The sequence below is a fragment of the Massilia sp. IC2-278 genome (assembly GCF_020708045.1).
GTDB lineage: Bacteria > Pseudomonadota > Gammaproteobacteria > Burkholderiales > Burkholderiaceae_D > Telluria.
Genome location: NZ_JAJFES010000001.1, coordinates 362,636 through 387,628, shown reverse-complemented (window position 1 = coordinate 387,628; position 24,993 = coordinate 362,636). Strand labels below are relative to the sequence as shown.

25 protein-coding genes are annotated in these 24,993 nt (G+C 66.8%); 13 read left to right on the top strand and 12 right to left on the bottom strand.

The window, feature by feature from the left end:
• Positions 1–100: 100 nt before the first annotated feature.
• Positions 101–2,032 carry a prolyl oligopeptidase family serine peptidase gene (locus LK540_RS01730; protein WP_229435304.1) on the bottom strand — a complete coding sequence of 644 codons (1,932 nt, stop codon included), beginning with the start codon at positions 2,030–2,032 and terminating at the stop codon, positions 101–103.
• A gap of 110 nt (positions 2,033–2,142) precedes the next feature.
• Between LK540_RS01730 and LK540_RS01725 the strand changes: the two genes are divergently transcribed.
• The 5 genes from LK540_RS01725 to LK540_RS01705 all read left to right on the top strand — a co-directional run bounded on the left by LK540_RS01725 (position 2,143) and on the right by LK540_RS01705 (position 8,071).
• Positions 2,143–2,862 (top strand): ribonuclease HI family protein, encoded by a 720-nt coding sequence (locus tag LK540_RS01725; RefSeq protein WP_229435303.1) that lies wholly within the window; start codon positions 2,143–2,145, stop codon positions 2,860–2,862.
• A complete protein-coding gene (locus LK540_RS01720; RefSeq protein WP_229435302.1) occupies positions 2,859–3,536 on the top strand; it encodes an HD domain-containing protein in 678 nt (225 codons plus the stop codon). Before LK540_RS01725 ends, LK540_RS01720 begins: the two co-directional genes overlap by 4 nt.
• A gap of 60 nt (positions 3,537–3,596) precedes the next feature.
• The gene (locus LK540_RS01715) at positions 3,597–5,894 is read left to right on the top strand and encodes a hypothetical protein (RefSeq protein ID WP_229435301.1); all 2,298 of its coding nucleotides are present in this window, start codon (positions 3,597–3,599) and stop codon (positions 5,892–5,894) included.
• Between the two features lie 73 nt (positions 5,895–5,967).
• A complete protein-coding gene (locus LK540_RS01710) occupies positions 5,968–7,203 on the top strand; it encodes a TCR/Tet family MFS transporter (RefSeq protein ID WP_229435300.1) in 1,236 nt (411 codons plus the stop codon).
• Positions 7,204–7,213: 10 nt separating this feature from the next.
• A complete protein-coding gene (locus tag LK540_RS01705; RefSeq protein ID WP_229435299.1) occupies positions 7,214–8,071 on the top strand; it encodes an EamA family transporter in 858 nt (285 codons plus the stop codon).
• A 58-nt stretch (positions 8,072–8,129) separates the two neighbouring features.
• Here the strand turns inward: LK540_RS01705 and LK540_RS01700 are convergent, their stop codons facing one another.
• From LK540_RS01700 to LK540_RS01690, 3 genes are all read right to left on the bottom strand, one after another.
• Positions 8,130–8,375 (bottom strand): hypothetical protein, encoded by a 246-nt coding sequence (locus LK540_RS01700; RefSeq protein ID WP_229435298.1) that lies wholly within the window; start codon positions 8,373–8,375, stop codon positions 8,130–8,132.
• Positions 8,376–8,444: 69 nt separating this feature from the next.
• Entirely contained in the window at positions 8,445–10,667 is a 2,223-nt protein-coding gene (locus LK540_RS01695) for a TonB-dependent siderophore receptor (protein ID WP_229435297.1), read from the bottom strand.
• A gap of 126 nt (positions 10,668–10,793) precedes the next feature.
• A complete protein-coding gene (locus LK540_RS01690; RefSeq protein WP_229435296.1) occupies positions 10,794–11,807 on the bottom strand; it encodes a hypothetical protein in 1,014 nt (337 codons plus the stop codon).
• A gap of 194 nt (positions 11,808–12,001) precedes the next feature.
• Between LK540_RS01690 and asd the strand changes: the two genes are divergently transcribed.
• The gene (asd, locus tag LK540_RS01685; RefSeq protein WP_229435295.1) at positions 12,002–12,817 is read left to right on the top strand and encodes an archaetidylserine decarboxylase; all 816 of its coding nucleotides are present in this window, start codon (positions 12,002–12,004) and stop codon (positions 12,815–12,817) included.
• Between the two features lie 145 nt (positions 12,818–12,962).
• Here the strand turns inward: asd and LK540_RS01680 are convergent, their stop codons facing one another.
• Together LK540_RS01680 and LK540_RS01675 are read right to left on the bottom strand one after the other, a co-directional pair.
• Positions 12,963–13,586 (bottom strand): exopolysaccharide biosynthesis protein, encoded by a 624-nt coding sequence (locus LK540_RS01680; RefSeq protein ID WP_229435294.1) that lies wholly within the window; start codon positions 13,584–13,586, stop codon positions 12,963–12,965.
• Positions 13,587–13,598: 12 nt separating this feature from the next.
• Positions 13,599–13,991, bottom strand: a complete 393-nt coding sequence (locus LK540_RS01675) for a VOC family protein (protein ID WP_229435293.1) — start codon at positions 13,989–13,991, stop codon at positions 13,599–13,601.
• A gap of 196 nt (positions 13,992–14,187) precedes the next feature.
• Here LK540_RS01675 and LK540_RS01670 point away from each other — a divergent pair, with 196 nt between their 5' ends.
• Positions 14,188–15,168, top strand: coding sequence for a zinc ribbon domain-containing protein (locus tag LK540_RS01670; protein ID WP_229435292.1), 981 nt, complete (start codon positions 14,188–14,190; stop codon positions 15,166–15,168).
• A 30-nt stretch (positions 15,169–15,198) separates the two neighbouring features.
• Here the strand turns inward: LK540_RS01670 and gcvA are convergent, their stop codons facing one another.
• Complete coding sequence (gcvA, locus tag LK540_RS01665) at positions 15,199–16,128, bottom strand: transcriptional regulator GcvA (RefSeq protein ID WP_229435291.1); 930 nt, start codon at positions 16,126–16,128, stop codon at positions 15,199–15,201.
• Between the two features lie 126 nt (positions 16,129–16,254).
• Between gcvA and LK540_RS01660 the strand changes: the two genes are divergently transcribed.
• Genes LK540_RS01660 through LK540_RS01650 form a run of 3 tightly spaced genes read left to right on the top strand, consistent with a single transcriptional unit; the run spans position 16,255 to position 18,843 of the window.
• Positions 16,255–17,028 carry an SDR family NAD(P)-dependent oxidoreductase gene (locus LK540_RS01660; protein ID WP_229435290.1) on the top strand — a complete coding sequence of 258 codons (774 nt, stop codon included), beginning with the start codon at positions 16,255–16,257 and terminating at the stop codon, positions 17,026–17,028.
• 34 nt (positions 17,029–17,062) lie between these two features.
• Positions 17,063–17,734, top strand: coding sequence for a cupin domain-containing protein (locus LK540_RS01655; RefSeq protein WP_229435289.1), 672 nt, complete (start codon positions 17,063–17,065; stop codon positions 17,732–17,734).
• Positions 17,731–18,843 (top strand): FAD-dependent oxidoreductase, encoded by a 1,113-nt coding sequence (locus LK540_RS01650; RefSeq protein WP_229435288.1) that lies wholly within the window; start codon positions 17,731–17,733, stop codon positions 18,841–18,843. Before LK540_RS01655 ends, LK540_RS01650 begins: the two co-directional genes overlap by 4 nt.
• 16 nt (positions 18,844–18,859) lie before the next feature.
• On the opposite strand, the gene map is transcribed toward LK540_RS01650, so the two are convergent.
• From map to LK540_RS01630, 4 genes are all read right to left on the bottom strand, one after another.
• Positions 18,860–19,627 (bottom strand): type I methionyl aminopeptidase, encoded by a 768-nt coding sequence (gene map / locus LK540_RS01645; RefSeq protein ID WP_229435287.1) that lies wholly within the window; start codon positions 19,625–19,627, stop codon positions 18,860–18,862.
• A complete protein-coding gene (locus LK540_RS01640) occupies positions 19,624–19,836 on the bottom strand; it encodes a ParD-like family protein (protein ID WP_229435286.1) in 213 nt (70 codons plus the stop codon). Before LK540_RS01640 ends, map begins: the two co-directional genes overlap by 4 nt.
• A gap of 66 nt (positions 19,837–19,902) precedes the next feature.
• Complete coding sequence (locus LK540_RS01635; protein ID WP_229435285.1) at positions 19,903–20,592, bottom strand: YjjG family noncanonical pyrimidine nucleotidase; 690 nt, start codon at positions 20,590–20,592, stop codon at positions 19,903–19,905.
• A gap of 59 nt (positions 20,593–20,651) precedes the next feature.
• Entirely contained in the window at positions 20,652–21,557 is a 906-nt protein-coding gene (locus tag LK540_RS01630; RefSeq protein ID WP_229435284.1) for a LysR family transcriptional regulator, read from the bottom strand.
• A 115-nt stretch (positions 21,558–21,672) separates the two neighbouring features.
• Here LK540_RS01630 and LK540_RS01625 point away from each other — a divergent pair, with 115 nt between their 5' ends.
• The 3 genes from LK540_RS01625 (at position 21,673) to LK540_RS01615 (ending at position 23,847) form a co-directional block, all read left to right on the top strand.
• Entirely contained in the window at positions 21,673–22,269 is a 597-nt protein-coding gene (locus LK540_RS01625) for an FMN-dependent NADH-azoreductase (RefSeq protein WP_229435283.1), read from the top strand.
• 41 nt (positions 22,270–22,310) lie between these two features.
• A complete protein-coding gene (locus LK540_RS01620) occupies positions 22,311–23,183 on the top strand; it encodes a pirin family protein (RefSeq protein ID WP_229435282.1) in 873 nt (290 codons plus the stop codon).
• Between the two features lie 190 nt (positions 23,184–23,373).
• Positions 23,374–23,847 (top strand): hypothetical protein, encoded by a 474-nt coding sequence (locus LK540_RS01615; RefSeq protein WP_229435281.1) that lies wholly within the window; start codon positions 23,374–23,376, stop codon positions 23,845–23,847.
• Here the strand turns inward: LK540_RS01615 and LK540_RS01610 are convergent.
• Complete coding sequence (locus tag LK540_RS01610) at positions 23,828–24,982, bottom strand: acyltransferase (RefSeq protein WP_229435280.1); 1,155 nt, start codon at positions 24,980–24,982, stop codon at positions 23,828–23,830. The two genes, LK540_RS01615 and LK540_RS01610, sit on opposite strands and share 20 nt — an antisense overlap.
• Positions 24,983–24,993: the final 11 nt, after the last annotated feature.

The following is a 24,993-nucleotide window of genomic DNA, read 5'->3' as shown; positions in this document are numbered from 1 at the left end:
TCGATGAGACCGCGTGGACACAGGTGTCCACCCTACCGAGGCAGTTGTAGGGTGGGCTCTTGAGCCCACGCGGTACGGCGGTGAAATCGTCGCGCGTGAGTTATTTCTTCAAATGCTTGTCAAGGAAGGCGAGGATCTTCGCGCTGGCCTCCGCCTGGTTCTTTTTCTTCGAGAACCCGTGCCCTTCATCGGCAAACACCACGTACTCGACCTCGACCCCATTCTTGCGCACCGCCTCGACGATCTCGTCGCTTTCCGGCTTGATGACGCGCGGGTCGTTGGCGCCCTGGATCACCATCAGCGGCTTGCGGATGCTCGCGGCGTGGAACAGGGGCGAGGTGGCGGTGAGGAAGGCCTTGTCTTTCACCGGGTCGCCGATCTCGTCGTACAGGGCCTTGCGCTGCGATTCCCAGTAGGGCGGAATGCTCTCGAGCGTGCGGATCCAGTTGCTGACGCCGAAGATGTCGATGCCGACCTTGAAGGCTTCCGGACGGAAGGCCAGCGCCGCCAGCGTCATGTAGCCGCCGTAGCTGCCGCCCATGATGCCGATGCGCCCCGGGTCGACCCAGCCCAGGCTGGCCAGCCAGGTCTTGGCCTCGACGCAGTCCCACAGCGGCTCCTGCCCGTGCTTGCGGTCGTCGGCGGTGAAGAAGGTCTTGCCGTAGCCCGAGCTGCCGCGGTTGTTGATGCCCAGGACCGCATAGCCGTGGTTCACCAAGTACTGGATCTGGGCGTTGTAGCCGCGCATGGTCTGGCCGCCGGGACCGCCGTGCACGTAGACCACGGCCGGCACCTTGTTCGCGTTCGAGGCGCCCTTAGGCTTGTAGAAGATCGACGGGATCACCGTACCGTCGAAAGAGGTGAAGCGCACCACCTCGGCCTCGACCAGGTCGTTCGGGTCGATCTCCGGGCTCAGGCTGCGCGTCAGCTGGGTCGTCTTGTTGCTGCGGAAGTCGTGCACGTACAGATTGTTCGGCGAGCGGTCGCCGTTCACGTAGAAGGCCACCAGGTTGCCGCTGTCCGAGAACACGGCGCCGCGCATCTCACCGCCGCCGGTCTTCGGCAGCGCCACCGGTTTGCCGGTCGCGCCGTCGGCCACGCGCATGCGGATGCTGCCGTCCTCGTTGACGTAGCTGATGCGGTGCCTGCCATTGCGCGAGTAGCCGGTGCCGGCGATGTCCCAGTCGGCCTGTTCCACGTCCGTGACGGCGCCCGTGGCCAGATCGTAGGCGCGGATGCGCGTGAATTCGCCGCCGTCGTTGGTGGCGAACAGGAGGCGCTTCGAGTCGGGGTCGAAGTCCTGGGCGCTGTAGCTGGCCGTGCCCTGGTGCTGCGAGATGTGCTTCGTTTCGCGGGTCTGCACGTCGTACAGGTAGACGTCGCTGTCGGCGGTGGTGTTCGGCTTGTCGAGCGCCAGATAGCGGCCGTCGCGGCTGATGGCGGACACGGTGCGCCCGGTCTCGTTCTGGTAGACCAGGGTGCGTGCGTAGGTCTTCGCGTCGTAGCGGTAGAGGTCGAAGTATTTCGGGTCGCGCTCGTTGGTGCTGACGTAGAAGGCCTTGCCGTCGGGCTGCCAGCCGGCAAAGGCGGCCTTCAGCTTGGCGCCCGGCGTCAGGTCGCGCTCGGCGCCGTCGAGTTCGCGCACGTACAGGTGGTTCTGCTCGTTGCCGCCCTGGTCGCGCGTGAACAAGATACGGTCGTCGTTGTAGAAGAAGCCGACCGCATAGGTGCTGTCCGTGGTCGAACTGGTCAAGGCGCGCGGGGTGCCGCCGCCGACCGGCAGCACGTAGGCGTTGAAGATGCCCGAGGCATTGCTGTTGAACAGGACCTGCTTCTCGTCGCGGCTGAAGGAAGCGCCGTTGACCGAGGTAGTGGCCATGAACTGCTCGATGGTGTAGCGCTTGGGTTGCTTTTGCGCCTTTTGCGCGGCCTTGCCGGTGGGCGCGGGGGCGGCTGCCTGGGCCGGGGACAGTGTGGCCGCGATGCAGGCGGCAAGCAGGGATACACGTACGGCCTTCTGGAACAAACGCATGGGCTCTCCTCTGGAACGACGATATGAATGACGCAGCGAAATAACGCCAGGCAAGTGTTGCAAGCTTTGCATGCCGTGTCAACGCCGCCGAAAGCGGTTATGCTCACGCCATGAACGACCTCGACCGCCTGCAAGGCGCCGCCAGCAAGACCGAACTTGCCGCCAGCCGCAAACTGGCCCTGCGCTCCAACATTCCCTTCGAAGACGCCCTGCGCACCACGCTCACCGCGAGCGCGGGCGACGCCGGCCTCGACCGCCTGCTCGACGCACGCGCCGCCCTGCGCGCCGCCGAGGCAGCACGCGCCCTCGCCCGCCGCGCCGACCGCGACGCCGCCAGGGAAGCGGCGCGCGAAACCGCCCTCGCCCTGCGCCGCCTGCGCCAGGAAGGCGCCCCCACCGCCTGGCGCGGCTGGTTCGACGGGTCCGCCAAGCCGAACCCGGGCCGCTGCGGCATCGGCGCGCGCCTGCTCGGGCCGGGCGGCGAGGCCGTCGAGCTGTCGCAAGCGGCCGGCTACGGCAACAGCAGCGAAGCCGAATACCGCGCCCTGATCCTGCTGCTGGAAACCGCCGTCGCGCAGGGCGCCGGGCCGCTTACCGTGTACGGCGACAGCCAGGTGGTGATCGATGACGTGAACGGCGCCCCTGCCGACAGCGCCGCCGTGCTGCGTCCCTTGCGCGCACGCGTGCACGCGCTGCTGGCGCAACTGCCGGCGGCGACCACGCTGCGCTGGATACCGCGCCACAAGAACGGCGAAGCCGATGCCCTGTCGCAGCGCGCCACCGCGGCGCCAGCCGACGACATCGAAGCAATCCATGAAGGACACGAATGAACGACCATACCGCGCCGCAGCCTGAACTCGCCGCCTGGCGCCCGCGCCTGGCCGCCATGGCCGCTGCCGCTGCAAACGACGACGGCGCCCACGACGCCAGCCACCTGGAGCGCGTCTGGCGCAGCGCCGCGACCCTGCTCGGCCACCACCTCGATGCCGACCCGCTGGTCGTGATGGCGGCCAGCTACCTGCACGACCTGGTCAACCTGGAAAAGGACGATCCCGAACGCGCCCAGGCCTCGCGCCGCTCGGCCCTGCTCGCGCGCGCGCTGCTGCTGGAGGCCGGCTTCCCACCCGGGCGGCTCGACGCCGTCGCGCATGCGATTGAAGCGCACAGCTTTTCGGCGGCGATCGTTCCCACCACCATTGAAGCGCGGATCGTGCAGGACGCCGACCGGCTCGACGCCCTCGGTGCGGTGGGCCTGGCGCGCATGTTTTCCATTTCCGGCCGCATGCGCCGCGCCCTGGCGCATCCAACCGACCCGCTGGCGGAAAACCGCGAGCTCGACGACCGCGCCTATACGCTCGACCACATCGTACTGAAACTGGCGAAACTGCCGGACATGATGCAGACCGCGGCCGGGCGCGACCTGGCCAACGAACGGCTGGGCAGACTGCTGGTATTTCGCCAGGAGTTCGCGGCGGAGTGGCTGGGAGCGGCGACCGCCGCCTGAAGCAAACCGACAGTCACATTTTTCGGCCTCAGGCATGATGGCATTGTTATAATTGCCTGAATGAAAACTTCTTCGTTCCCCGGCCGCGTGCGCGGCCTGCTGGTCGCCGCCGTCCTGGCCGCCGACCCCGCCCTGGCAATCGACACCGAGCCGCGCGGCCTGCGCGCGCTGCGCATTGCCAGCGCCGATGTTCCCGCCATCGACGGTATGCTCGACGACCGCGCCTGGCAGCGCGCGCCCGTGTTCGACGGCTTCCACAAGCACCTGCCGCGCGACGGCGAGCCCACCGCCAAGGGCATGCGCACCAGCGTGCAGCTGGTGGTCGACGACGACGCCCTGGTGTTCGCCATCCGCGCCTGGGACCCCTCCCCCGAGCGCCTGCGCAGCGCCCTGGCGCGGCGCGACAAGGTCGACGCCGGCCAGGATTTCATCGGCATCTGGATCGACCCGGCCGGCCATGGCCGCGCCGCCCAGTTCGTGCGCGTGAACATCGCCGGCGTGGTGAGCGACGGAATGCACCGCGCCGACGACGACGAATCCGACCTCGGCCCCGACTTCCCGATCGACGCCGCCGTGCGCCTGCTGCCGGACGGCTACAGCATGGAAGTGCGCTGGCCCCTGTCGAACCTGCGCTTTCCCTACGCGGGCGGGCGCAACTGGCGCGTGATGGTCGAGCGCAGCATCCCGCATGCCGACGGCACGCTGCTGGCGACGGCGCCCTACCGGATCGACGCCCTGAGCCGCCTCAGCTTCCTGCAGGAGATCGAGGGCATGGACGCCACCGTGGCCTCGGTGCGCGACCGCGGCTTCGTCGAGTGGCGCCCGGAACTGACGGTGCGCAGCGCGCGTGCCGCCGCGCCCGGCCAGCGCGTGCGCGGCAGCGACACGCAACTGGGCCTGGAAATCAATGCCCGCCCGCGCGCCGACTGGGTCTTCAATGCCACCTTGAACCCGGACTTCTCGCTGGTCGAGATCGACGAGCCGGTATCCCAGGGCGCCGGCAACATCGCCCTCAGCCTGCCGGAAAAGCGCGGCTTCTTCCTGGAGAGCGCGGACGTACTCAGCCTGCCCCTGCCGGCGTTTTATTCGCGCACCGTGAACGACCCCGAGTACGGCCTGCGCGCCACCTGGCGCGCGTCCGACATGGACGCCACCGCCATGAGCCTGCGCGACGAGCCGGGCGGCCTGGTCCTGCGCGGGCGCCCCTACGAAACCCTGGAAGCGGTGCAGGCCGGCCGCAGCGTCGCCAGCCTGGTGCGCGCACGCTGGCATGGCGAAGGCCTGCTGCTGGGCGCCTTTGCCTCGCAGCGCGACTACCACCGTTTCGGCCGCAACGACGTGCTCGGGCTGGACGCACAGTGGCGCGCCGAAGGCGAGGACGGCGTGCAGCACCAATTGTCGGGCGTGGCGATGGTCTCGCGCACGAGCGCCGGCTTCGGCGAGGATGCCGTCGTCGGCAAGGTGCCGCGCCGCTCGGGCGCCTACCTGTGGAACAAGTACCTGCACAAGACCGAGCGCTGGTGGCACGAGGTCGAGCTGGAGGCGATCGCGCCGGGCTTCGCCAACGACAACGGCTTCGTGCCGCAGGCCGGCATCGCGCGCGCCAGCGGCTCGCTGAACCGCATCCTCGGCTCGCAGACGCTGGGCGCGCTCGAACTCTACGAATTCGAAACCTACCTGGGCTTTCACGAGATGCGCACCCTGGCCGACAAGCCCACCGGCCAGGCCGGCGGCGAGACCGTCGAGCGCAGGCTGCGGCCCGGCGTCTGGATGGCGGCGCCGCTGCAGACCGGCCTCTGGGCCGAACTCGGCTTCGACCGCCAGCGCGCCCGTCCCGGCGGGCGCCTGCACGACACGCGCGTGGTCAACCTCGGCATCGAGACCAAACCGGCGCCCTGGGTCGCGCGCATCGCGGCCGAACTGGCGCTGGGCCGCCAGCTGGACGCCGACGCCGACCGCGTGGGTCCGGGCGGACAGGCGATCCTGGACGTCGACCTGCGCTTTCCGATCAGGCGCGGCTGGTCGCTGGAACTCGACCACCACCTGAACCGGTCCTGGGTGCGCGGCACTCTCGGCACGCCGGCCTTTACCGACACCGCCTGGCGCTGGCGCGCGATGCTGCACTTCAGCCCGCGCGACTCGCTGCGCCTGCTGGCCCAGAACACCTGGGCCGCAAGGCGCGACGACGGCATGACCCAGCTTGAAGCATGGAACGAGCGCCAGGTGCACCGTTCGCTGCTGTACCGCTACCAGTGGCAGCACGGACGCACGCTGTCGCTCGGGGTGACCAGCGACAAGCTGCCGCTGGTGAAAGAGCGCAGCACCGCGCTGACCTTCAAGTTGCAGTGGGAAGTCTGAGGGTGCAGTCTGCCGGCCGCTGCCGGCTCTGCACAAGCGGTGTAAGATCGTTCTTTTTTGGCAGGACCATTCCATGCTGCAGAAGGCTGCAACGCACCGGGCCCAGACCGGCAACCTGAACTTCGTCCTGGTCAGCGTGTTCATCGACGTCATCGGCATCGGCCTGATCGTGCCGGTGATGCCGCCGCTGGTCGGCCAGTTCGTGCAGGGCCGCGACGAGCAGGCCCTGTGGTACGGCATCCTGGCCACCGTCTTCGGCCTGCTGCAGTTCGTCTTCATGCCCATGCTCGGCGCCATCAGCGACCGCATCGGCCGGCGCCCGGTGCTGCTGTATTCGATGGGCGGCATGTGCCTGAACTTCCTCGTCACCGCCATGGCCCCGAGCCTGGCCTGGCTGTTCATCGGCCGCGCCATCGGCGGCGTGTCGGCGGCCAGCATGTCGGTGGCGATGGCGTACGCCTCCGACGTCTCCACGCCCGAGAACCGCGCGAAAAGCTTCGGCAAGATCGGCGCCGCCTTCGGCCTGGGCTTCATCTGCGGCCCGATGCTGGGCGGGCTGCTGGGCGAATACGACCTGGCCCTGCCCTTCTACGCGGCGGCCGCGCTGGCCGGCGTGAACCTGGTCTATGGCTACTTCTTCGTGCCGGAATCGCTGCCCGCAACGACGCGCGAACCCTTCAGCTGGCAGAAGGTGAACCCGTTCTATGCACTGCGCAAGTTGCTGGCGCGGCGCGCCATCCGCGGCCTGGTGGTCGTGTTCGCGCTGACCACCTTCGGCCAGATCATGACCCAGACCACCTGGGTGCTGTACACCACCTTCCGCTTCGGCTGGACCCCGCGCGACAACGGCATCGCCATGTTCTGCGTCGGCCTGGCCGCGGCCGTGGTGCAAGGCGGGCTGGTGTCGGTCCTGATCCGGCGCCTGGGCGAAGTGCGCCTGTCGATCATGGGCCTGGCCTCGGGCGCCATCACCTTCGTCCTGTATGGCCTGGCGACCCAGGGCTGGATGATGTACGTCTTCATCTGCTGCAACCTGCTGGCCTTTGCGGCCGGCCCCGCGTTGCAAGGCATCGTCTCACGCGACGCCGGCCCCGGCGAACAGGGAGAGCTGATGGGTTCCCTGCAGTCGATCAGCAGCCTGGCGGTCGTGGTGACGCCGCTGATCGGCACCTCGATCCTCGGCGCCGTCAGCCACCTGCCGCCCGACGACTGGCGCATCGGTTCGAGCTTCTTCCTGTCGGCGGCGATGCAGGCGCTGGCGGTGCTGGTGGCCCTGCGCTGGTTCCGCCGGCGGCACCTGACGGCATGACGCGCGCCGCATGAGCGTGCTTGCGGCTGGCATGTCGGGCACAGTGGTGATGGCCGTGCTGGCCGCGGCGCTGATGCACGCCGGCTGGAACGCCATGCTCAAGACGAAAGGCGACGCTTTTCTCTCGACGGTGGCGGTGGCCGTCAGCGCCGGCCTGCTGTGCGCACTGGCCCTGCCCTGGCTCCCGCAGCCGGCGCCCGCCAGCTGGCCTTATATCGCCGCCTCGGCCCTGATCCACGTGGTGTATTACGCGCTGCTCATGGCCACCTACCGCGACGGCGATGTCAGCCTCGCCTACCCACTGATGCGTGGCTGCGCGCCGCTGCTCGTGGCCTCGTTCGGCCTGGCCTTCATGGGCGAGCGCCTGGGCGCGATGCAGTGGCTGTCGATCTGCCTGATCTGCGGCGGCGTGCTAGCGATGACCGGGCGCGCCCGGACCAACACTGCGGTCAGCCGCCGCACCACGTTGCTGGCGCTGGCGTCGGCCGCGACCATCGCGGCCTACACGCTGGTCGACGGCGCCGGCGTGCGCCTGTCGCACGCACCGGCCGCCTACACGATGTGGATCTTCGCCGCCACGGCGCCCGGCGTCGCGGCGCTGGCCCTGCGGCGCCGGCGCGAACTGCTGCCGTTTGTGCGCAGCAATCCGGCTCTGCCCGGCGGCGGCGCGCTGTCGGTCGGCGCCTACTGGGTGTCGCTGTGGGCGATGACGCAGGCGCCGGTGGCCGCGGTGGCGGCGCTGCGCGAGACCTCGATCCTGTTTGCCAACGCGATTGCGGTGCTGGTCCTGCGTGAACGCGTAAGCCCGCTGCGCGTGGCCGGAGCAGCATTGATCGCCTGCGGCGCGGCGGCGATGCGGCTGCACTAAGCGCCAACCGGCGCCTGCACCCGACCCGGGTGGTGCGGCGCCGGCCTCGGACAAGCGCCTACTGCTTCGAGCGCTTCAGTTCGAGCATCAGCTCGTCGATCTTGTTCTCGAGTACCAGGTTCGATGCGCCGACGAAGTACCACATGCAGGCGAAGTTCACGAGCGGGATCAGGGCCAGGATGGTCCAGAGCACAACGTTGCGCCCCTTTTGCCTGGCCAGCATATTGGCAGGAACCGCCATCAGCAGCGACAGCAGCAGCATTGGGAGGAAGGAAATGAACAGATTCGGCGATGCAGCATCCATGGATATGGTCTTTATAAAATGGGGTCATGCCGGGCCTGGCCAGCGCTGCCGCACAGGCCCGGCAACTTGTCAGAACTTCGCCTCCACCGTCGCGCGCAGCGTCACGCCCACCGGGAAGCTGCCGCGGCGCAGCACCAGGCCGCGCCCATCTTCCAGGTAGCTGCTGCTGGCCTTGAAGTCCTCGTCGAGCAGGTTCTGCCCCGCCACGCGTAGCTGCAGCTTGGGCGAGAACTTGTACAGCACGTAGGCTTCCAGGTCGCGCCGCGTGTCCATGACCGAGGTCTGGCGCTCCGACACGCGCACCGTCATGCCCTGCTTGTAGGCGAAGCTGGCGCCGGTGCTGACCTTGCCGGCCTTGTAATCGATGCCGAGATTGGCCGACAGCGGGGTCTGGCCATCGAGGCGGTTGCCCGGGCCGGGCACGCCGTCGACTTCCGACCAGTTGCGGCTGATGCTGGCGCGCAGGTCGATCGCCGGGGCGCCGTCCATGACCGCCTTCAGCGGGAACTTGGCTTCCAGTTCCAGGTTCTTCGAGACGGCCTGGCCGGCGTTCATCGGCATCGCCACCCAGCGCATGCCGTCGAAATCGATGACCGAGCGGGTGTAGCCGTCGATGCGGCGGATCGAGGCGCTGGCCGAGAGCAGCGCACCTTCGGCCCAGTAGTGCTCGTACGAGGCGTCGAAGCCCAGCGCCAGTTCCGGCTGCAGGTCCGGATTGCCCTGGTAGTCGGGATCGGTGGAGCGGTTGTCGACCGAGGTCTGGCGGCGCGGGATCAGGCTGGAGACGTTCGGCGCCTTATACGTGCGGGTGACGGCGAAGCGCACCTGGTCGCCCTTGGTGTCCGGGATCTTCCACAGCGTTTGCAGCACCGGGCTCCACACGCTCGAACGCGAACGGCCGGTGTCGAATGTGTTGCCCGAGGTGCGGGTGCGGATGCCTTCCCAGCGCGCGCCCAGGTACACCGACAGGCGCGGCGTGACGCTCCACTCGTCCTGCGCATACAGCGCCAGGCGCGAGACCTGGGCCTCGAATTCCTCGCCGTCCGGCAGGCCCGGAAACACGGTGCGTCCGGCTTCGGTCTCGACGCGGCTGTCCTCGCGCGTGTTGTAGCCGCCGTCCCAGCCCATGCCCAGCGCGTGGCCTTCGAAGATGGTCTTCGAAAACTTGCCGGTGCTGGTCACGCCGCGGTCTTCGCCTTCCGAGACGATCAGGTTGTCGAGCGCGCGTGCGGCGCCGGCGGGCGTCAGGCGGCGCGAGGTGCTGTCGTTCTCGCCGCCCTGCACGCCCAGCTTCATGTCGAGCTTGGCGCCGGCTTCCATCTTGTGCACCCAGTTCAGCTCGGTGCGGTAGAAGCTGTTCTTGTTGTCGTTAGCCAGGGCCAGGTCCGGGTAAGGCGCCGCAGCGCCGATCGTGGTCGTGGCCGTCTCGTTCGTGCGGGTCCGGAAGCGGCCCGAATTCAGGAAAGTCTGCGAGGTGAGCGTGTCGCCGTTCTCGAGATTCCAGTTCAGGCGCGGCGCCAGGTTGAAGTAGCTGAAGGAGCCGTCTTCCACGCCAACAGTGCTGCGCGCCTGGGTCTGGACGCCGGCGCCGCTGTAGGCGTCCTCAAACACGGTGGCGGTGCGCTCGAAGCTTTCGTGCGCGCCGCTGCCCGAGATCGAGTACGACATCTTGCCGACCTTGTCCGACAGCTGCAGGTTCGCGTTCGGCCCGCGCATGCCGCTGCTGGTACGGCGCATGCCGACCTTGATTTCGCGCTGGCCGGTGCGGATCGCCTTTTTCAGCACGATGTTGATGGTGCCGGCCACCGACTGGGTCGAGAACTCGGCGCTGGCGGCGCGCAGCACTTCGATGCGTTCGATGACGTCCGGCGCCAGCGACTCGATCGAGAAGCCGGCCGGCGCGCGCTCGCCGTTGATCAGGATCTGCGTATAGCCGGCGCCCATGCCGCGCATGCGGATTTCGCCGCCGCGGCCATTGCTGCTGTTGACGGTGATGCCGGGCACGCGCTTGAGCACGTCGGTGACGCTGGTATCGCCGTACTTGACGATCTCTTCCTGGTTGACCACGATCTTGGTGGCGGTATCGTCGCGGCGCGGGTCGTAGGCCTGGGCCGCGCCCTTCACTTCGACGCGCTGCATCGTCTGCCCGGCCTGGGCGGCTTCGCCCTTCTTGACCGTCGTGTCGGCTGCGGATTGCTTGGTTTCCTGCGCTTCTTGTGCGTACAGCGGGAAGGTGGTTGCCAACGCGGCGGCCAGCAGCGTCAGGCGAATCGGGGAGAGTCGGGCGTGCATAGGGAACAGACAATGATAGGAGCCGATATTGTCTGCGAGATCACATCCTTTGTGTTGCCTCCGAGAATATTTTTTTGATATGCATGTGCTGTTACAAGGCCATTGCCTCATGCACCGGTACAAGAATCATTCATTGGCCTTGGTTGCGTAATTCTTGATCGCGTCGTATATCTTTTGTTCGTAAATCCCTTGGGCGAACGGGATGGTATTCGAACGGTAATAGCGGTTGCGCACATCGACCACGTACAGATTGGTCGGCGAGGTATTTCGAAAAAAGTTGGCGAAGCGTTCCTGGTCCGCCGGCGCCATGCGGTTAATTGGCGGTGATTCGAAGGTCAATACGGATGTTCCGCGTGGGCGCAGCTCCGCCACTCCCGTTTCGTAGCGGATAATCCTGAGATAGATATCCAAGTAATTTCCCTGCCCTAGATCGGCTCTCAGCAGCGCCTGGGGTTTCAGGGAGGTGGAGCCATCGCCCGAGTTCGATATCGCGGCCGTGACCTCGATTTTGGAGTCGGACTTGGCGGCCCGCTCGGCGAACTGGGCTACTTCGGTTTCCGCGAGCGCCAGCGTGTTTTCCTGGCTACGCAGCAGCGCTTCGTCTTCGGCCAGGCGCTCTTTAAGTTTGTCACGCGGCAATTTCAGAACCTGCTCATCGCGTAGCAGCGCCAAGGGGAAATCGAAATCGGCGCTTTCCACACTTTCCGTCGCGCTCTTGGCTGGCGCGTCCGGCTGCTCCAGAAGTATTGCGGCTTTTTCCCTCAACTTCGAATATTCGCCGCGTCGCTCTACCAGATTTTGTCTGTAACGCTCCAGCTCTTGCTTCATTGCCTCGACGTTGAATTTCTTGTCACGCTCCAGCAGCATCGGCGGACCGGCGAGTTTCTTGAAGTTGCTGAAGCCGGGCATGCGCGCGATGTCCACCTCTGCCGAGGCGCTCTGGTTAATGCCAGTGATTTCGACGGAAATACGCGATTGCTTCAGGTCGACGAAATTACCGGCAAATGCGGCCAGCACCACGACACCGCCGACGAAGAACTGCCACACATTCGTGACGAACCTGGCGACGCCGTTTTTAATCGTATCGATCGCGTTGTTCATACCGTTTTCGGGCAACGATGCATGCAGGACGGCGCTCATCAGATGGACTGTCCTGAACTTGGACTCATCCACAATGGCGAAGTTCAGCCGCACCGCCCGGGCGCGCTTCTTCCAGTGGCGTCCGATTTGCTGTTGAATTGTCCATTCTATCGGGCACGCCCGTTATAATTCCGGATAACTAAAGCTATGAGGCCAACACCGTGTCCCGCATAAAAGTACTGCCACAATATGTCATGCCCAAGCAGGCGCTGACCTCGTTTGCCGGACGCGTCGCCGGCGCCCGCGGAGGCGCAATGACGACCCGCCTGATCCGCTGGTTCGTCGGCAAGTACGGCGTCAACATGGCCGAGGCGGCCAATCCGGACATCGCCAGCTACGCCAGCTTCAACGAATTCTTTACCCGTCCGCTGGCCGACGGCGTGCGGCCACTGGCCCAGGCCGATTTCGTGTGCCCGGTGGACGGCGCGATCAGCCAGTTCGGCGCCATCGACGACCACCACATTTTGCAGGCCAAGGGCCACAAGTTCACCACCACCGAACTGGTGGGCGGCGACGCGCAACTAGCTGCGCACTTCCGGCACGGCAGCTTCGCCAATCTCTACCTGAGCCCGAAGGATTACCACCGCATCCACATGCCCTGCGACGGCCGCCTGACGCGCATGATCTACGTGCCCGGCGCCCTGTTCTCGGTGAATCCGACCACGGCGCGCGGCGTGCCCGGCCTGTTCGCGCGCAACGAGCGCGTGGTGTGCGTGTTCGAGTCGGAGCAGTTCGGCACGTTCGTGATGGTGCTGGTCGGCGCGACCATCGTCGGCAGCATGGCGACGTCCTGGCATGGCGTGGTAAACCCGCCGCGCATGGCGCGCATTTGCGACTGGACCTACGACACCACGCCGGTGGTGCTGAAGAAGGGAGAAGAGATGGGCCGCTTCCTGCTCGGCTCGACGGTGGTGATGCTGTTCAAGGAAAAGACGATCGGCTTCAACAAGGACTGGGCGCCGGAGCGTTCGGTGCGGCTCGGGGAATTGATGGGCAATCGCCCAGTTTGATGTGACGTGCGGTGGGTTCGAGAACTCACCCTACCGGCATTCACGGCGTGAGTCGCCGTAGGGTGGGTTCTCGAACCCACCATTGCCAGCGTCCCCGAATATGCGTAGGGTGGGTTCTCGAACCCACCATCGTTAGCCAGACAGCTCAGGCAATCACCCGCCCCACCATCTCGCGCAGCGCCAGCCCACCGCCACCGATCAGCAGCGCGAAATACGCGATCGTCAGCACATTGGCGACATAACCCAGCAGCACGCACACGCCATCGCGTTGCAGCAGCCCGATGGCAAAGAACAGCAGCGCCACCGCCGGGAAGGTATTGCTGAACGGGATCAGCCCGAACGGCATCATCAACAGCACGGCGCCCAGGATCAGCGACGCATTGTTCATGCGCTCGGCCGGGCCGTTGGCCACCAGCCAGGCGATGCGGTTCGGACGGCTCACGCGTTCCAGCCGGTGCAGCAGAGGCAGCGCCTTGCGCAGCATGGGACGCAGCTTGCGGGTGGCGATGGTCTTGTGCGCGATGCGCTCGGGAATCCAGAGTTCGCGCCGCAGCAGGCGCGCCATGCCGATCAGCAGGATGGCCGCGCCGAACACCGTGCTCACGCCGGGGATCGAGATCGGAATCAGGAACACCAGGGTCAGCAGCGCGGCCAGGATCAGCAGGCCGTCGTTGCCGACGCGGTGCACCAGTTCGCTCAGCGTGATTCCGGTGCGCGGCAGCGAACGGATCAGCGTGCGGATGCGCAGGGACAAGGCTTCACCGTGCATGAACCAGCCCTCTTATTTAGGACGGTAGATGGCGCACAGCTTGTTGCCGTCCGGGTCGCGCACATAAGCCAGGTAGAGCGCACCCATGTTGCTTTCGCGCAGGCCTGGCGGGTCTTCGATCGAGACGCCGCCCTGGGCCACGGCCGTGTCGTGGAACTGCTGCACCTGCTCGGGCGAATGGCACTTGAAGCCGATGGTGGCGCCGTTGGCGCAGGTCGCCGCTTCGCCATTGATGGGTTCGCTAACACCGAAGCTGTTGCCGTCGTGGCGGTAGAACAGCCGGGTGTGGCCCGACGATGCGACGTTGCGCACGGCTTCGCCGGCGCCGAGGGTGCCCAGCACCGCATCGTAAAAGCGTTTCGAGCGTTCGATATCGTTCGAACCGATCATGACGTGATTCAGCATTGCTTGTCTCCATGGTTAGCCGGCGTGGATGCGGCCTCGAGCGGCAGTATAGATGAAGTGCCGCGCGGCGCGGCGATCCGCGTCGCCCCCTCATGGAAAATCCAGCCTTGGTGAGGATTCGATAGTTTTCCTCGCGCCAACTTCCCCTACAATCGGACGCTCCGGCCCCGGCCCAGCATCCTCATCAGGAACTCACATGTTTTGTACTTCGTGCGGCGCCCAGGCGGGCGCAGGCAGCGCCTTTTGCAGCCAGTGCGGCAAGCCGCTCGCCGCAGCCCAGCCCGCTGTGTCGCTCGACAAGGCTGGTAGCCAGCCGATGTGGCGCCCGGGCCAGATGGACGAGGAGATGCCGGACGGCGTGAAGGGCTGGAGCTGGGGCGCCTTCCTGCTCAACTGGATCTGGGCGATCGGCAACCGTACCTGGATCGGCCTGCTGGCCATCATTCCCTACGTCGGCTTCCTGGTGGCGATCTGGCTCGGCTTCAAGGGCCGCGAGATGGCATGGCGGGCCGGCGGCTGGCAGAACCTCGATCACTTCAACCGGGTCCAGAAAAACTGGTCGCGCTGGGGCGTGGGCATCGTGCTGGCCTTGTTCATCTTCGGGATCGTGTCCGCCGTGCTGATTCCCGCCCATATGGCCGACGAGCGCACCACGGTTGCCGACGGCACGCCTTACGACGACTTCGACGACATCCTGCCGGCAACGCCGGGCACGCGGCTCGAGCGCGGCAGGTTCAACAGCGCTGCCGTCCCCCTGTCCGCCTCGCTGAACACGAGTGCCGGCATACTCAAGCGCACCAAAGGCGCGGACGGCAACTACCGGATGACCGTCAGCGGGACGCCGCTGTTCAAGGGCGAAGACGCGCAGTGGCAATTCCCGGTACGCAGCTTCAACCAGTCGAACGGACGCGAAGCCATCCTGATGGCCAGCAGCGGCGGGCGCGGCAACAGCTGCGACACGCTGTTCTTCTTCCTGCTCGTCGACGCCGACCGCGTCAGCAACACGCCCTTGTTCGGCACCTGCGCGGCCCAGGGCCGCTACCGCCAGCGCGGCGACACCATCGCGCTGGAACTGCCGAAGACGGGCGGCGTGTCGCAGATCCTGCTGCGCAACGGCGAGGTGATCGAGGATGGACGCACGATCACGCTGGACAAGCTGAACGATCCGGCGCGGTAAGCGCCCGACAGACATGCGGACGCGCCCGGTTCAGCGCACGCTGACGGCGTCGCGCGCCGCTTCGTCCAGCAACCAGTCGCGGAAGGCCTCGAGCCGGGGCAGCGTCGCGCATTCCGGCCGGTGCACCACGTAGTACGCCAGCGGCGAAGGACAGGCGATGTGCGGGAACAGGCGCACCAGGCGGCCGGCGCGCAGGTCGTCGTGCGCCATCGCGCTGCGCGCCAGGGCGACTCCCTGGCCATCGACCGCCGCCTGCAGCACCGCGGCCGAATTGTTGATCCGCAGTCCGCGCGCGGCGCCGGTGTCGGCAACGCCGGCCAGTTGCAGCCAGTGCCGCCACGACGGGAATGCGGCGCTGCCTTCCAGCGATACATCATGGATCAGGGTTTCGCCGGCCAGTCCGGCGGGTTCGGCCAGCCGGCCCGGCTCGCGCAGCAGGGCCGGCGAGCACACCGGATACAGCTCTTCTTCCATCAGCTTGTGCGCCGCCAGGCCGGGCCAATTCCCGGCGCCATAGCGCACGCCGATATCGATCCGCTGCGCCACGAAATCCACCGGCTTGTTGCTGGTGTCGAGGCGCAGGTCGGTATCGGGCCAGGCGGCCTGGAAGCGCTCGATGCGCGGCAGCAGCCACTTGGCGGCAAAGGCCGGACTCACCGTCACCGTCAGCACGCCATTCGCCGCGCCTTCGCGCAGCCGCTCGAGGCCCAGCAGCAAACGGTCGAAGCCGGCACGGATATCCGGCAGCGCCCGCTCGGCAGCCTCGGTCATAACCAGGCGCGCGCGTCCGCTGCGGCCGCGCTCGAACAGGGGCGACCCCAGCCATTCTTCCAGGCTGCGCACCGACTGGCCAACCGCGGCCGGGGTCACGCTCAGCTCTTCGGCCGCCGCAGAAAAGCTTTTGTGGCGGGCACTGGCCTCGAAGGCACGCAAGGCGTTCAGGTAGACAAGAGACGTCATGGCGGTAAAGTTTTTCTTTCAATGACCGATAGTTTATCCCGTTTGCCGCCGTGCGGCGCCGCAGCGACAATCCTCCTCATCGGCGCGTCACCCGACGCTGCCATCATCACGAACAAGGAGTTCACCATGGGCAAACAATTCGAAGGCAAGAAACTGCTGGTCGTCGGCGGCACCAGCGGCATCGGCCTGCAAACCGCACGCACCATCCTGGCCGAGGGCGGCCACGCAGTCATCGTCGGCAGCCGTCCCGACAAGACCGAAGCCGCACGCCTGGAACTGACCGCGCTCGGCCAGGTCAGCGCCCTCAACGCCGACCTGGGCGACGCGTCAAGCCTGGCCGCCCTGCTCGACACCCTGGAGACGCACCACGCCGACATCGACCTGTTGGTGAATGCCGCCGGCGTGTTCTTCCCCAAGCCCTTCCTCGAGCACGCCGAGGCCGACTACGACCGCTACATGGCCCTGAACAAGGCCGTGTTCTTCATCACCCAGAAGGTGGCCGCCGGCATGGTCGCCGCCGGACGCGCCGGCGCCATCGTCAACATCGGCTCGATGTGGGCGAAGCAGGCAATTGCCGCCACCCCGTCCTCGGCCTACTCGATGGCCAAGGCCGGCCTGCACGCGCTGACCCAGCACCTGGCGATGGAGCTGGCGCCCCACGGCATCCGCGTGAACGCCGTAGCGCCGGCGGTGGTGGCCACGCCGATCTACGAAGGTTTCATCCCCAAGGAAGACGTGCATAATGCGCTGCAAGGCTTCAATGGCTTCCATCCGATCGGGCGTGTCGGCACGCCGCAAGATGTTGCCGATGCCGTCGCATTCCTGCTGTCGGACAAGGCCGGATGGGTCACCGGCGCCATCTGGGACGTGGACGGCGGCGTCATGGCCGGGCGTAACTGAGGCGCGCGCGCCCCGCAACCGTGGAGAAACGATCATGCTCGTGAATGCAGACTTCGGCCGGCGCGCCGTCGTGCGCCCCGGCGACTACGAATGGGTGGCCTCGCCCCAGCATGGCGTCGAGCGCGTCATGCTGGACCGGATCGGCGCCGAACAGGCGCGCGCCACCAGCATCGTGCGCTACGCGCCGGACTCGCATTTTCCACGCCACGCGCATCCCGGCGGCGAGGAGATCCTGGTCCTGGACGGCGTCTTTTCCGACGACGCCGCGGATTACCCGGCCGGCTACTACCTGCGCAATCCGCCCGGCTCGGTGCACACGCCATCGAGCCGCGCAGGCGCCACCATCTTCGTCAAGCTGCGCCAGATGACGGCCGGCGACAACCGGCAAGTGCGGGTCGATACGCGCGCACCAAGCGCCTGGCGGCGCGACAGCGACCGCGCGGTCTGCCTGCTCTTCGAGAGTGCATGCGAACAGGTCTGCCTGCTGCGCCTCGACGCCGGCGCCGCCGTGTTCGAGGGGCCGCTGGAAGGCGCCGAGATCCTCGTGCTCGCGGGCGAGCTGCTGGCCGACGGCGAGTGCTTCGCGGCTGGGGCCTGGCTGCGCTTGCCGGCCGGGTCCTGGCCGGATTACCGGGCAGGAGACGCCGGCGCACGCATCTATCTGAAGCTCGGCGCCCCCATCAACGCGGATGGAAGCGGCCGATGAAGCGTGCACGGATTGCCATCATCGGCGGCGGCCTGGCCGGCCTGTACGCGGCCAGCCTGCTCGAGCAACACGGCGTGCACGACTACGTGCTGCTGGAAGCGCGCGGCGACCTTGGCGGACGCATCCTGTCCGTCACTGCGGGCGAAGCGGACGCGCACGGCAGCTTCGACCTCGGTCCCACCTGGTTCTGGCCCACCATCCAGCCGCAGCTCGACCGCCTGGTGCGCGACCTCGGCCTGGAACGGTTTGCCCAGTACGAAAGCGGCGACATGCTGGTCGAGCACGGCGGATTGCCTATCCAGCGCATGCGCGGCTACATCAATGCGCCGCCCTCGATGCGGCTGCCTGGAGGCATGGCGGCGCTGATCGGGGCCTTGCGTCAGCGTCTTGTGAGCCCACACATCCTGGCCGGCCACGTGGTGCGCGAGGTGCGCATGCCTGGCGCGCAGATGGAAGTGAATGGGGTGGATGCCCAGGGTGCTTCCTTTTCCTGGCAGGCGGAACACCTGCTGCTGGCCTTGCCGCCACGCCTGGCGACACAGACGCTGGCCTTCGATCCTCCGCTGCCGCCGGCCCTGGCGAGCCAGTGGCACGCGACTGCTACCTGGATGGCGCCGCATGCGAAGTACGTCGCCGTGTACGCGTCGTCGTTCTGGCGCGAATACGGTCTGTCCGGCGAAGCGCGCAGCGGGCGCGGACCGATGGCGGAAATCCACGACGCTTCGCTACCCGGCGCCGGCGCGGCGCTGTTCGGCTTCCTCGGCATACCGGCGCAGCTGCGCGCGACGCTTGGCGAAGATGCGCTGCGCACGCATTGCCGCGCGCAGCTGGTGCGGCTGTTCGGTGAAGAGGCAGGCCAACCGGTGGCGGAATTCGTCAAGGACTGGGCGGCCGATCCGTTCACGGCCACCGCAAGCGATCTGCATGCCGGCCACGGGCACGGACAGGCGCCGGATACTGGACCGGATGCGGGCCCGTGGGTGGGGCGGCTGGCCGGCATCGGCAGCGAATGGTCGCCGCAGTTTCCCGGCTACCTGGCGGGCGCTATCGAAGCTGCCGAGGCAGGCGTGACCACGGTGCTGGCGCAGGGGCCGCGACGGGCCGCGTGAGGTCCCGCCTGCGCGTTCAGTGCGGCACGCGCTCGTCGGGCCGCAGCGTCAGCACCCGCACGCCATTGCGCGTGACCGCCACCGTGTGCTCGAACTGCGCCGACAGCTGCCCGTCGCGCGTGACCACGGTCCAGCCATCGTCCTCGGTGACCACCGAACGGCGGCCCCCGTTGAGCATCGGCTCGATGGTGAACACCATCCCTTCCTGCAGCACCAGCCCGGTCTGCGGTTTACCGAAGTGCAGCACCTGGGGCGGCTCGTGCATCTCGCGGCCGATACCGTGGCCGCAGTATTCGCGCACCACCGTGTAGCCGTTCTTGCGCGCATGGCGTTCGATGGCGTGGCCGACGTCGCCCAGCCGCGCCCCTGGGCGCACGGCCTTGATGCCCTTCCACATCGCCTCGTAGGTCACCTGCACCAGCCGTTTCGCCAGCGGCGCGACCTCGCCCACCAGGTAGGTCTTGCTGGAGTCGGCGATGTAGCCGTTCTTTTCCAGGGTGATGTCGAAGTTGACGATGTCGCCGCTTTGCAGCAGCTCGGTCGGCGACGGCACGCCGTGGCAGACCACGTGGTTGCGCGAGGAATTGAGCGCATAGGCGTAGCCGTACTGGCCCTTGCTGGCCGGGCGCGCCTGCAGTTCCTCGACGATCACGCGCTCGGCCAGGTCGTTGACCTGCATGGTCGACATGCCGATCAGGTCCAGCCTGTCGAGGTGGCCGAAGACGCTGGCCAGCAGGCGGCCCGACTCCGCCATCAGTTCGATTTCCTCGGGCCGCTTGGTCATAGCGCCGCCACTTTCACCGGCTGCGGCTTCACGCCGGCCGCCTTCAGCTCGCGCGCGACGATCTCGTTGAAGCTGAGCGAAGGATTCAGCTCGCACAGCATGCCGACCTTGATCCAGAACGCGGCCTGCGCGTTGATCGAGCGGCAGGACACGACCGTTGCCTTGCGCACCTGGTCGTGCAGTTCGTCGTCGATGTTCACGATACCCATACTATTCTCCATATACGAAACGTATACGGATTATATGCAGAGTAGCGATGCCCGCGCAACCGGCTTTTACTGAGCGAGCGCAGGAACCAGGTCGTGCAGGCGGGCGACCTCGAAGGTCGGGCGTGCCTCGGACCCGTTCGGCGCCCGGCCCGGATTGAACCAGCAGCTGTCGATACCGAAGCGGTTGGCGCCGAGGATATCGGCATCCAGCCTGTCGCCGACGATGATGGTCGACTCCGGCACAAAGGCGCGCGCCATGCCGGCGGCGTAGTCGAAGATGCGCACGTCCGGCTTGGCATGACCGCAGGCTTCCGAGGTGGCGACAAAGGACAGGAAGGCGCCGAGGCCGGAACTGGCGATGCGGCGCTGCTGGATGTGCTCAACGCCATTCGTGACGATGCCGATCTCGCCATGTTGGCTGAGCGTCGCGCACACGTCCAGCGCGCCCTCGACCAGCACCACGGTCTCGGGCAAGGCGTCGAGATACAGGCGGCTGGCGGCTATCGGGTCGAGTGCAAGGCCGTGCATGGCGAAGGTCTGGCGGAAGCGTTCGACCTTCAGGAAGTCCTTGTCCACCAAGCCGAGCTCGAAGCTGCGCCAGAGGCCCACGTTGATGGCCTGGTAGTCCTGGAACACGGGCTCGATGGCGTCGCCGTAGCCGAGCGCGGACAGCGTGCGGACAAAAGAGAGTTGTTCGGATGCCCGGAAGTCGAGCAGGGTGTCGTCGAGGTCGAAGAGGAAGAGTTGGTGCCGCACTGGTGCTCGAAGGATGGTGGCTGAGCCCTTCATCCTAGCATGCGGCTGCCGGGGCGAAGTCAGCCGGCCGTGGCAACGCCGAACACCTCTTCCATCATGTCGAGGAAGGCACGGGTCTTGGCCGGCATCAGGCGCCGGCCCGGGAACACGGCCCAACCTGTCGCCGCCGGCAAGTCCCATTCGGGCAGCACGCGTACCAGTTCGCCCTTGCGCACCAGCGGCTGGGCGAACAGTTCCGAGCTGGCCGCGATGCCGGCGCCGCTGCAGGCGATGCGCGCCAGCAGGTCGGGCGAATTGGCTGTCAGGCGCGCCGGCAGTTCGCGCTCCCACCTGACCTTGCCGCGCGTGAGCGTCCAGCGCTGGGCGCCGCCGCTGCGGCTCAGCAGGCACAACAAATCGTGGCCGAGCAGGTCGTCGGGGTGCTCGGGCAGGCCGCGCACGGCCGTGTAGCAGGGCGAGGCGTACAGGCCGAAGCGCTGCAGCGTGACGCGGCGCGCGTTGAGCGAGGCATCGTCGGGCAGGTCGCCCATGCGGATCGCGATGTCGAAGTTCTCCGCCACCAGGTCGACCCGGCGCGGCGACAAGTCGAGTTCCACGTTGACGGCCGGGTAGCGCTCCAGGAAGCGGCCAATCATGGCGCTCATGCCGAGGTTGGCGAAATCGGCCGGCAGCGAAATGCGCAGGCGCCCGCTGGGCGCGGCCTGGCGGTGCTGGGCCAGGGCGCCGGCCGCTTCGGCTTCTTCCGCCACCTTGCGCGCATGTTCCAGCAGGCTGGCGCCGAACTCGGTGACGACGAGTTTACGCGTGGTCCGCTGCAGCAGGCGCTCGCCCAGGCGCGCTTCGAGCAGCGAGATGCGGCGCGAGACGGTGGACTTGGGCAGGTTCACGCGGGTGGCGGCCTGGCTGAAGCTGCCCGCCTCGACGATGCGGGCAAAGAGCAGCAGGTCGTTCGGTTCGACTTCCATGGGATTGTTCCACTGGCTGAATAATGTTATCCATTCTAACGGCTTCCGGATCGATTATGGAATGGTTAAAGTAAGCCCATCGACACACCAATCCACCAGAACAAAGGAAGACACCATGAACATCCTGCAAATCACCTCCAGCCTGCGCGGCGAACAATCCGAATCGAACCGCGTTGCCAACAGCATCGTGGCGAAACTGGTCGCAGCGAACCCGAACGCGAACGTCGTCACCCGCGACCTGGCGCGCCAGCCGCACCCGCAACTCGACGAAGCGGCCCTGGGCGCCCTGTTCACCCCGGTTGAATCGCGCACTGCCGAGCAGTCGGCCCGCGTGGCTCTGGACGACGCCCTGATCGCCCAGGTGCAGGCTGCCGACGTGGTGGTGATCGGCGCGCCGATGTACAACTTCGGCATTCCGGTGCAGCTCAAAAGCTGGTTCGACGCGATTGCCCGCGCCGGCGTCACCTTCCGCTACACCGAGAACGGTCCGGAAGGCCTGCTGAAGGGTAAGAAGGTTTTTGTTGCCACCGCACGCGGCGGCATCTATCCAGCGGACGCCGACCCGCAAGTGCCGTTCGTGCGCATGCTGCTGAACTTCCTGGGCATGACCGACCAGACCTTCGTGTACTCGGCTGCGCAATCGATGGGTCCGGAAGCGGCCGCCAAGGGCCAGGCGGAAGCCGACGCCACCGTCGCAGCGGCACTGGCTTAAGATTATTTGCCGCTCAGGCGGCGCAAGCAAAGGAGAAGATGATGACTGCAACGATTCAAACCCAAAGCGTGAACAAAGCGCGTGGCGTCGAGCGCGTGATCGCCGGCCAGTACGTGATGGACGGCGCGGGCGTGAAAATCAACCGCGTCCTCACCAACACCCTGCAGCGCCGCCTCGACCCCTTCCTGATGCTCGATGCCTTCGGCAGCGACAAGGCAGGCGACTACATCGCGGGGTTTCCGGAGCACCCGCACCGCGGCTTCGAGACCGTCACCTACATGCTGGCCGGGCGCATGCGCCACCGCGACAGCGCCGGTAACGAGGGTCTCGTCACCGACGGCGGCGTGCAGTGGATGACGGCCGGACGTGGCGTGATCCACTCCGAGATGCCCGAGCAGAACGAAGGCCTGATGGAAGGCTTCCAGCTGTGGCTGAACCTGCCGGCGAAGGACAAGATGATGGCGCCGTGGTACCGCGACATCCCGAACGAACAGGTGCCGCGCTTCACGCTCGATTCCGGCGCGACGGTGCAGGTGATCGCAGGCGCAAGCCACGGCGTGGCCGGCGCCGTGCAGCGCGAAGGGACGGAGCCGCTGTACCTGGACATCGAGCTGCCGGAAGGTGCGATTTTTGAACAGGCCCTGCCCGCCGGCCACAATGCCTTCATCTACGTATTCCGTGGCGAAGCGGTCGTTGGCGGCAAGGGCGTGCCGCAGACGCGCATGGCGATCTTCGACAATGCCGAAGGCGCCGATGGCGTGGTGGTCAAAGCCGCGAAGCCGACCCGTTTGCTGCTGATCGCGGGCCGGCCGCTGAAGGAACCGATCGCGCAATATGGTCCCTTCGTGATGAATACCCAGGCCGAGCTGCAGCAGGCGGTCGAGGACTTCCGCTCCGGGAAATTCGCAGCCTGAACGCCTGGCCGCACCCATGGCGTCGTTGCATCGTCTCGCCGTACTAGCGTACTGTCTTCGCCGATGCGCCTTGCCCTGGATGCGGCCAGACGTTCAGCATAAAGGTTTATGCGTGGGCGGGCGGTCGTTCGATCGCCCACTGCGCTTTCGATTACACTCACGGCATGTCTACACCGTACTCCTTCCAGCCATGCCGCTGATGCCCATCGTGCTCGATCTGCTGTCGAAAGCCAGCCATGCGCTCGGCTTCGAGACCATCGATCGCTTCCCCGCCGGCCACGCCTATGCGCGCACGCGCTGGGACCGGGCCTACTTCGACATCGCCTCCGACCTGAAGCCCGACGCCATCGAGCGCGCGCTGTGCGATTCGATCGCGAACACGCCGTCGATATTCGCCCACATCGTCAATCCCACGCCGGCCATGCAGCGCACCCTGCTCGCCGTGATCGACACGCGCCTGCGCCGTAGTTGCAACGCGCCGCTCGACCTGGTCGCCCTGCTGGTCGAGGCCTACCGCAGTCCGCATACGCTGGAAGCGCGTCCCGGCCTGCGCGCCGCCATCGAGGCGACGCAGGGGCAGGACATGCGCGAACGCGTGCATGCGACGCTCGCCTTCCTGGGCGCCATGCCGGCCGCCTTCGACGTCATCGAAGCACGGGATTGAACAAGGGCTTGGCCAGGTTGCTCGGCACGTAGCGCTCGCGCAGGCGCATGAACGGCGTTTCCACCAGCACGTAGAGCAGCCAGCCGCCCAGTACCGACAGGGCAAGCAGCACGAGAATCGCCGGCGCCGTTTCCGGCCCATAGCCGATTTCCGCCAGCCATGCGGCGCCGAGCGCGCTCACGCCGCGGTGGGTCAGGTAGATCGCGTACGACCACAGCGCCAGGCTGGCGGCGCCGGGAACACGCAGGTCGCGCAGGAGCGAGCGCTGCGACAGCGCGGACAGGATCAGCAAGCCGAAACCCATGCCGAGTGCCGGCAGCCCGAACACCGTCACCGCAAAGCCGTAGCGCTTATCGAGGAAGCACCAGAATGCGCCGCCGATGATGGCGAGGCCCGCCACCAGCGCCGCGTTACCGTGGCGCGTGAGCGCGGCCCAGACGCTCGCGTGGCGGTTCTTCAGCAAGGCCAGCGCCACGCCGGCCACCAGTTCGTCGAGCCTGCATAAGCTTGAGTAATAAATGAGCTTGTAATAGAAGTAAGTCCCATACTTGTTGCCGTCGACATGGGCGCTCCACAGATCGGCGCGCAGCAGCATGCCGCCCACGACGACCAAAACAATCGCCATCCAGGCCACGCCGATGCGCCAGCGCAGCGCCGCGCCGATCATGGCCAGCGCTGGCAGCAGCAAGTAAAACTGCTCCTCGATGGCCAGCGACCAACTGTGTGAAAAACCGGTGCCCGGCGGCAGGCCGATGTTCTGGGTAAAGCTGAGGTAGCGCCACAGCGGCAGCAGGTCGGCATGCTCGCGCCAGGCCGGCCACAGGAAGTACAGCGCCAGCACCACCCAGAAATTCGGCAGCGTGCGCAGCAGGCGGCGCGCATAGAAGTTTTTCAGCGACAGACCATGTTCGGTACGCAGGGCCTTGAAAATCTGGTTCCCGATCAGGTAGCCCGACAGGGCAAAGAACAAATCAACCCCGGTCCAGCCGATGCGCCCGACCCAGCCGAAGGTGTGGTCGTCGTTCGACACGAACAGGGTGTAGTGGTGCAGCACCACCAGCGTCACGGCGAGCGCGCGCAGGGTGTCGAGTCCATGTATGCGGCTACTGAGGCGGGCACTGCGGGAAGAAGTCATTGGAAAGAGCG

What these genes read in the sequence shown, in the direction of transcription:
- LK540_RS01730 (WP_229435304.1), bottom strand. Translation starts at nt 2,032, where the DNA reads ATGCGTTTGTTCCAGAAGGCCGTACGTGTATCCCTGCTTGCCGCCTGC.
- LK540_RS01725 (WP_229435303.1), top strand. Translation starts at nt 2,143, where the DNA reads ATGAACGACCTCGACCGCCTGCAAGGCGCCGCCAGCAAGACCGAACTT.
- LK540_RS01720 (WP_229435302.1), top strand. Translation starts at nt 2,859, where the DNA reads ATGAACGACCATACCGCGCCGCAGCCTGAACTCGCCGCCTGGCGCCCG.
- LK540_RS01715 (WP_229435301.1), top strand. Translation starts at nt 3,597, where the DNA reads ATGAAAACTTCTTCGTTCCCCGGCCGCGTGCGCGGCCTGCTGGTCGCC.
- LK540_RS01710 (WP_229435300.1), top strand. Translation starts at nt 5,968, where the DNA reads ATGCTGCAGAAGGCTGCAACGCACCGGGCCCAGACCGGCAACCTGAAC.
- LK540_RS01705 (WP_229435299.1), top strand. Translation starts at nt 7,214, where the DNA reads ATGAGCGTGCTTGCGGCTGGCATGTCGGGCACAGTGGTGATGGCCGTG.
- LK540_RS01700 (WP_229435298.1), bottom strand. Translation starts at nt 8,375, where the DNA reads ATGGATGCTGCATCGCCGAATCTGTTCATTTCCTTCCTCCCAATGCTG.
- LK540_RS01695 (WP_229435297.1), bottom strand. Translation starts at nt 10,667, where the DNA reads ATGCACGCCCGACTCTCCCCGATTCGCCTGACGCTGCTGGCCGCCGCG.
- LK540_RS01690 (WP_229435296.1), bottom strand. Translation starts at nt 11,807, where the DNA reads ATGAGCGCCGTCCTGCATGCATCGTTGCCCGAAAACGGTATGAACAAC.
- asd (WP_229435295.1), top strand. Translation starts at nt 12,002, where the DNA reads ATGCCCAAGCAGGCGCTGACCTCGTTTGCCGGACGCGTCGCCGGCGCC.
- LK540_RS01680 (WP_229435294.1), bottom strand. Translation starts at nt 13,586, where the DNA reads ATGCACGGTGAAGCCTTGTCCCTGCGCATCCGCACGCTGATCCGTTCG.
- LK540_RS01675 (WP_229435293.1), bottom strand. Translation starts at nt 13,991, where the DNA reads ATGCTGAATCACGTCATGATCGGTTCGAACGATATCGAACGCTCGAAA.
- LK540_RS01670 (WP_229435292.1), top strand. Translation starts at nt 14,188, where the DNA reads ATGTTTTGTACTTCGTGCGGCGCCCAGGCGGGCGCAGGCAGCGCCTTT.
- gcvA (WP_229435291.1), bottom strand. Translation starts at nt 16,128, where the DNA reads ATGACGTCTCTTGTCTACCTGAACGCCTTGCGTGCCTTCGAGGCCAGT.
- LK540_RS01660 (WP_229435290.1), top strand. Translation starts at nt 16,255, where the DNA reads ATGGGCAAACAATTCGAAGGCAAGAAACTGCTGGTCGTCGGCGGCACC.
- LK540_RS01655 (WP_229435289.1), top strand. Translation starts at nt 17,063, where the DNA reads ATGCTCGTGAATGCAGACTTCGGCCGGCGCGCCGTCGTGCGCCCCGGC.
- LK540_RS01650 (WP_229435288.1), top strand. Translation starts at nt 17,731, where the DNA reads ATGAAGCGTGCACGGATTGCCATCATCGGCGGCGGCCTGGCCGGCCTG.
- map (WP_229435287.1), bottom strand. Translation starts at nt 19,627, where the DNA reads ATGACCAAGCGGCCCGAGGAAATCGAACTGATGGCGGAGTCGGGCCGC.
- LK540_RS01640 (WP_229435286.1), bottom strand. Translation starts at nt 19,836, where the DNA reads ATGGGTATCGTGAACATCGACGACGAACTGCACGACCAGGTGCGCAAG.
- LK540_RS01630 (WP_229435284.1), bottom strand. Translation starts at nt 21,557, where the DNA reads ATGGAAGTCGAACCGAACGACCTGCTGCTCTTTGCCCGCATCGTCGAG.
- LK540_RS01625 (WP_229435283.1), top strand. Translation starts at nt 21,673, where the DNA reads ATGAACATCCTGCAAATCACCTCCAGCCTGCGCGGCGAACAATCCGAA.
- LK540_RS01620 (WP_229435282.1), top strand. Translation starts at nt 22,311, where the DNA reads ATGACTGCAACGATTCAAACCCAAAGCGTGAACAAAGCGCGTGGCGTC.
- LK540_RS01615 (WP_229435281.1), top strand. Translation starts at nt 23,374, where the DNA reads ATGCCGCTGATGCCCATCGTGCTCGATCTGCTGTCGAAAGCCAGCCAT.
- LK540_RS01610 (WP_229435280.1), bottom strand. Translation starts at nt 24,982, where the DNA reads ATGACTTCTTCCCGCAGTGCCCGCCTCAGTAGCCGCATACATGGACTC.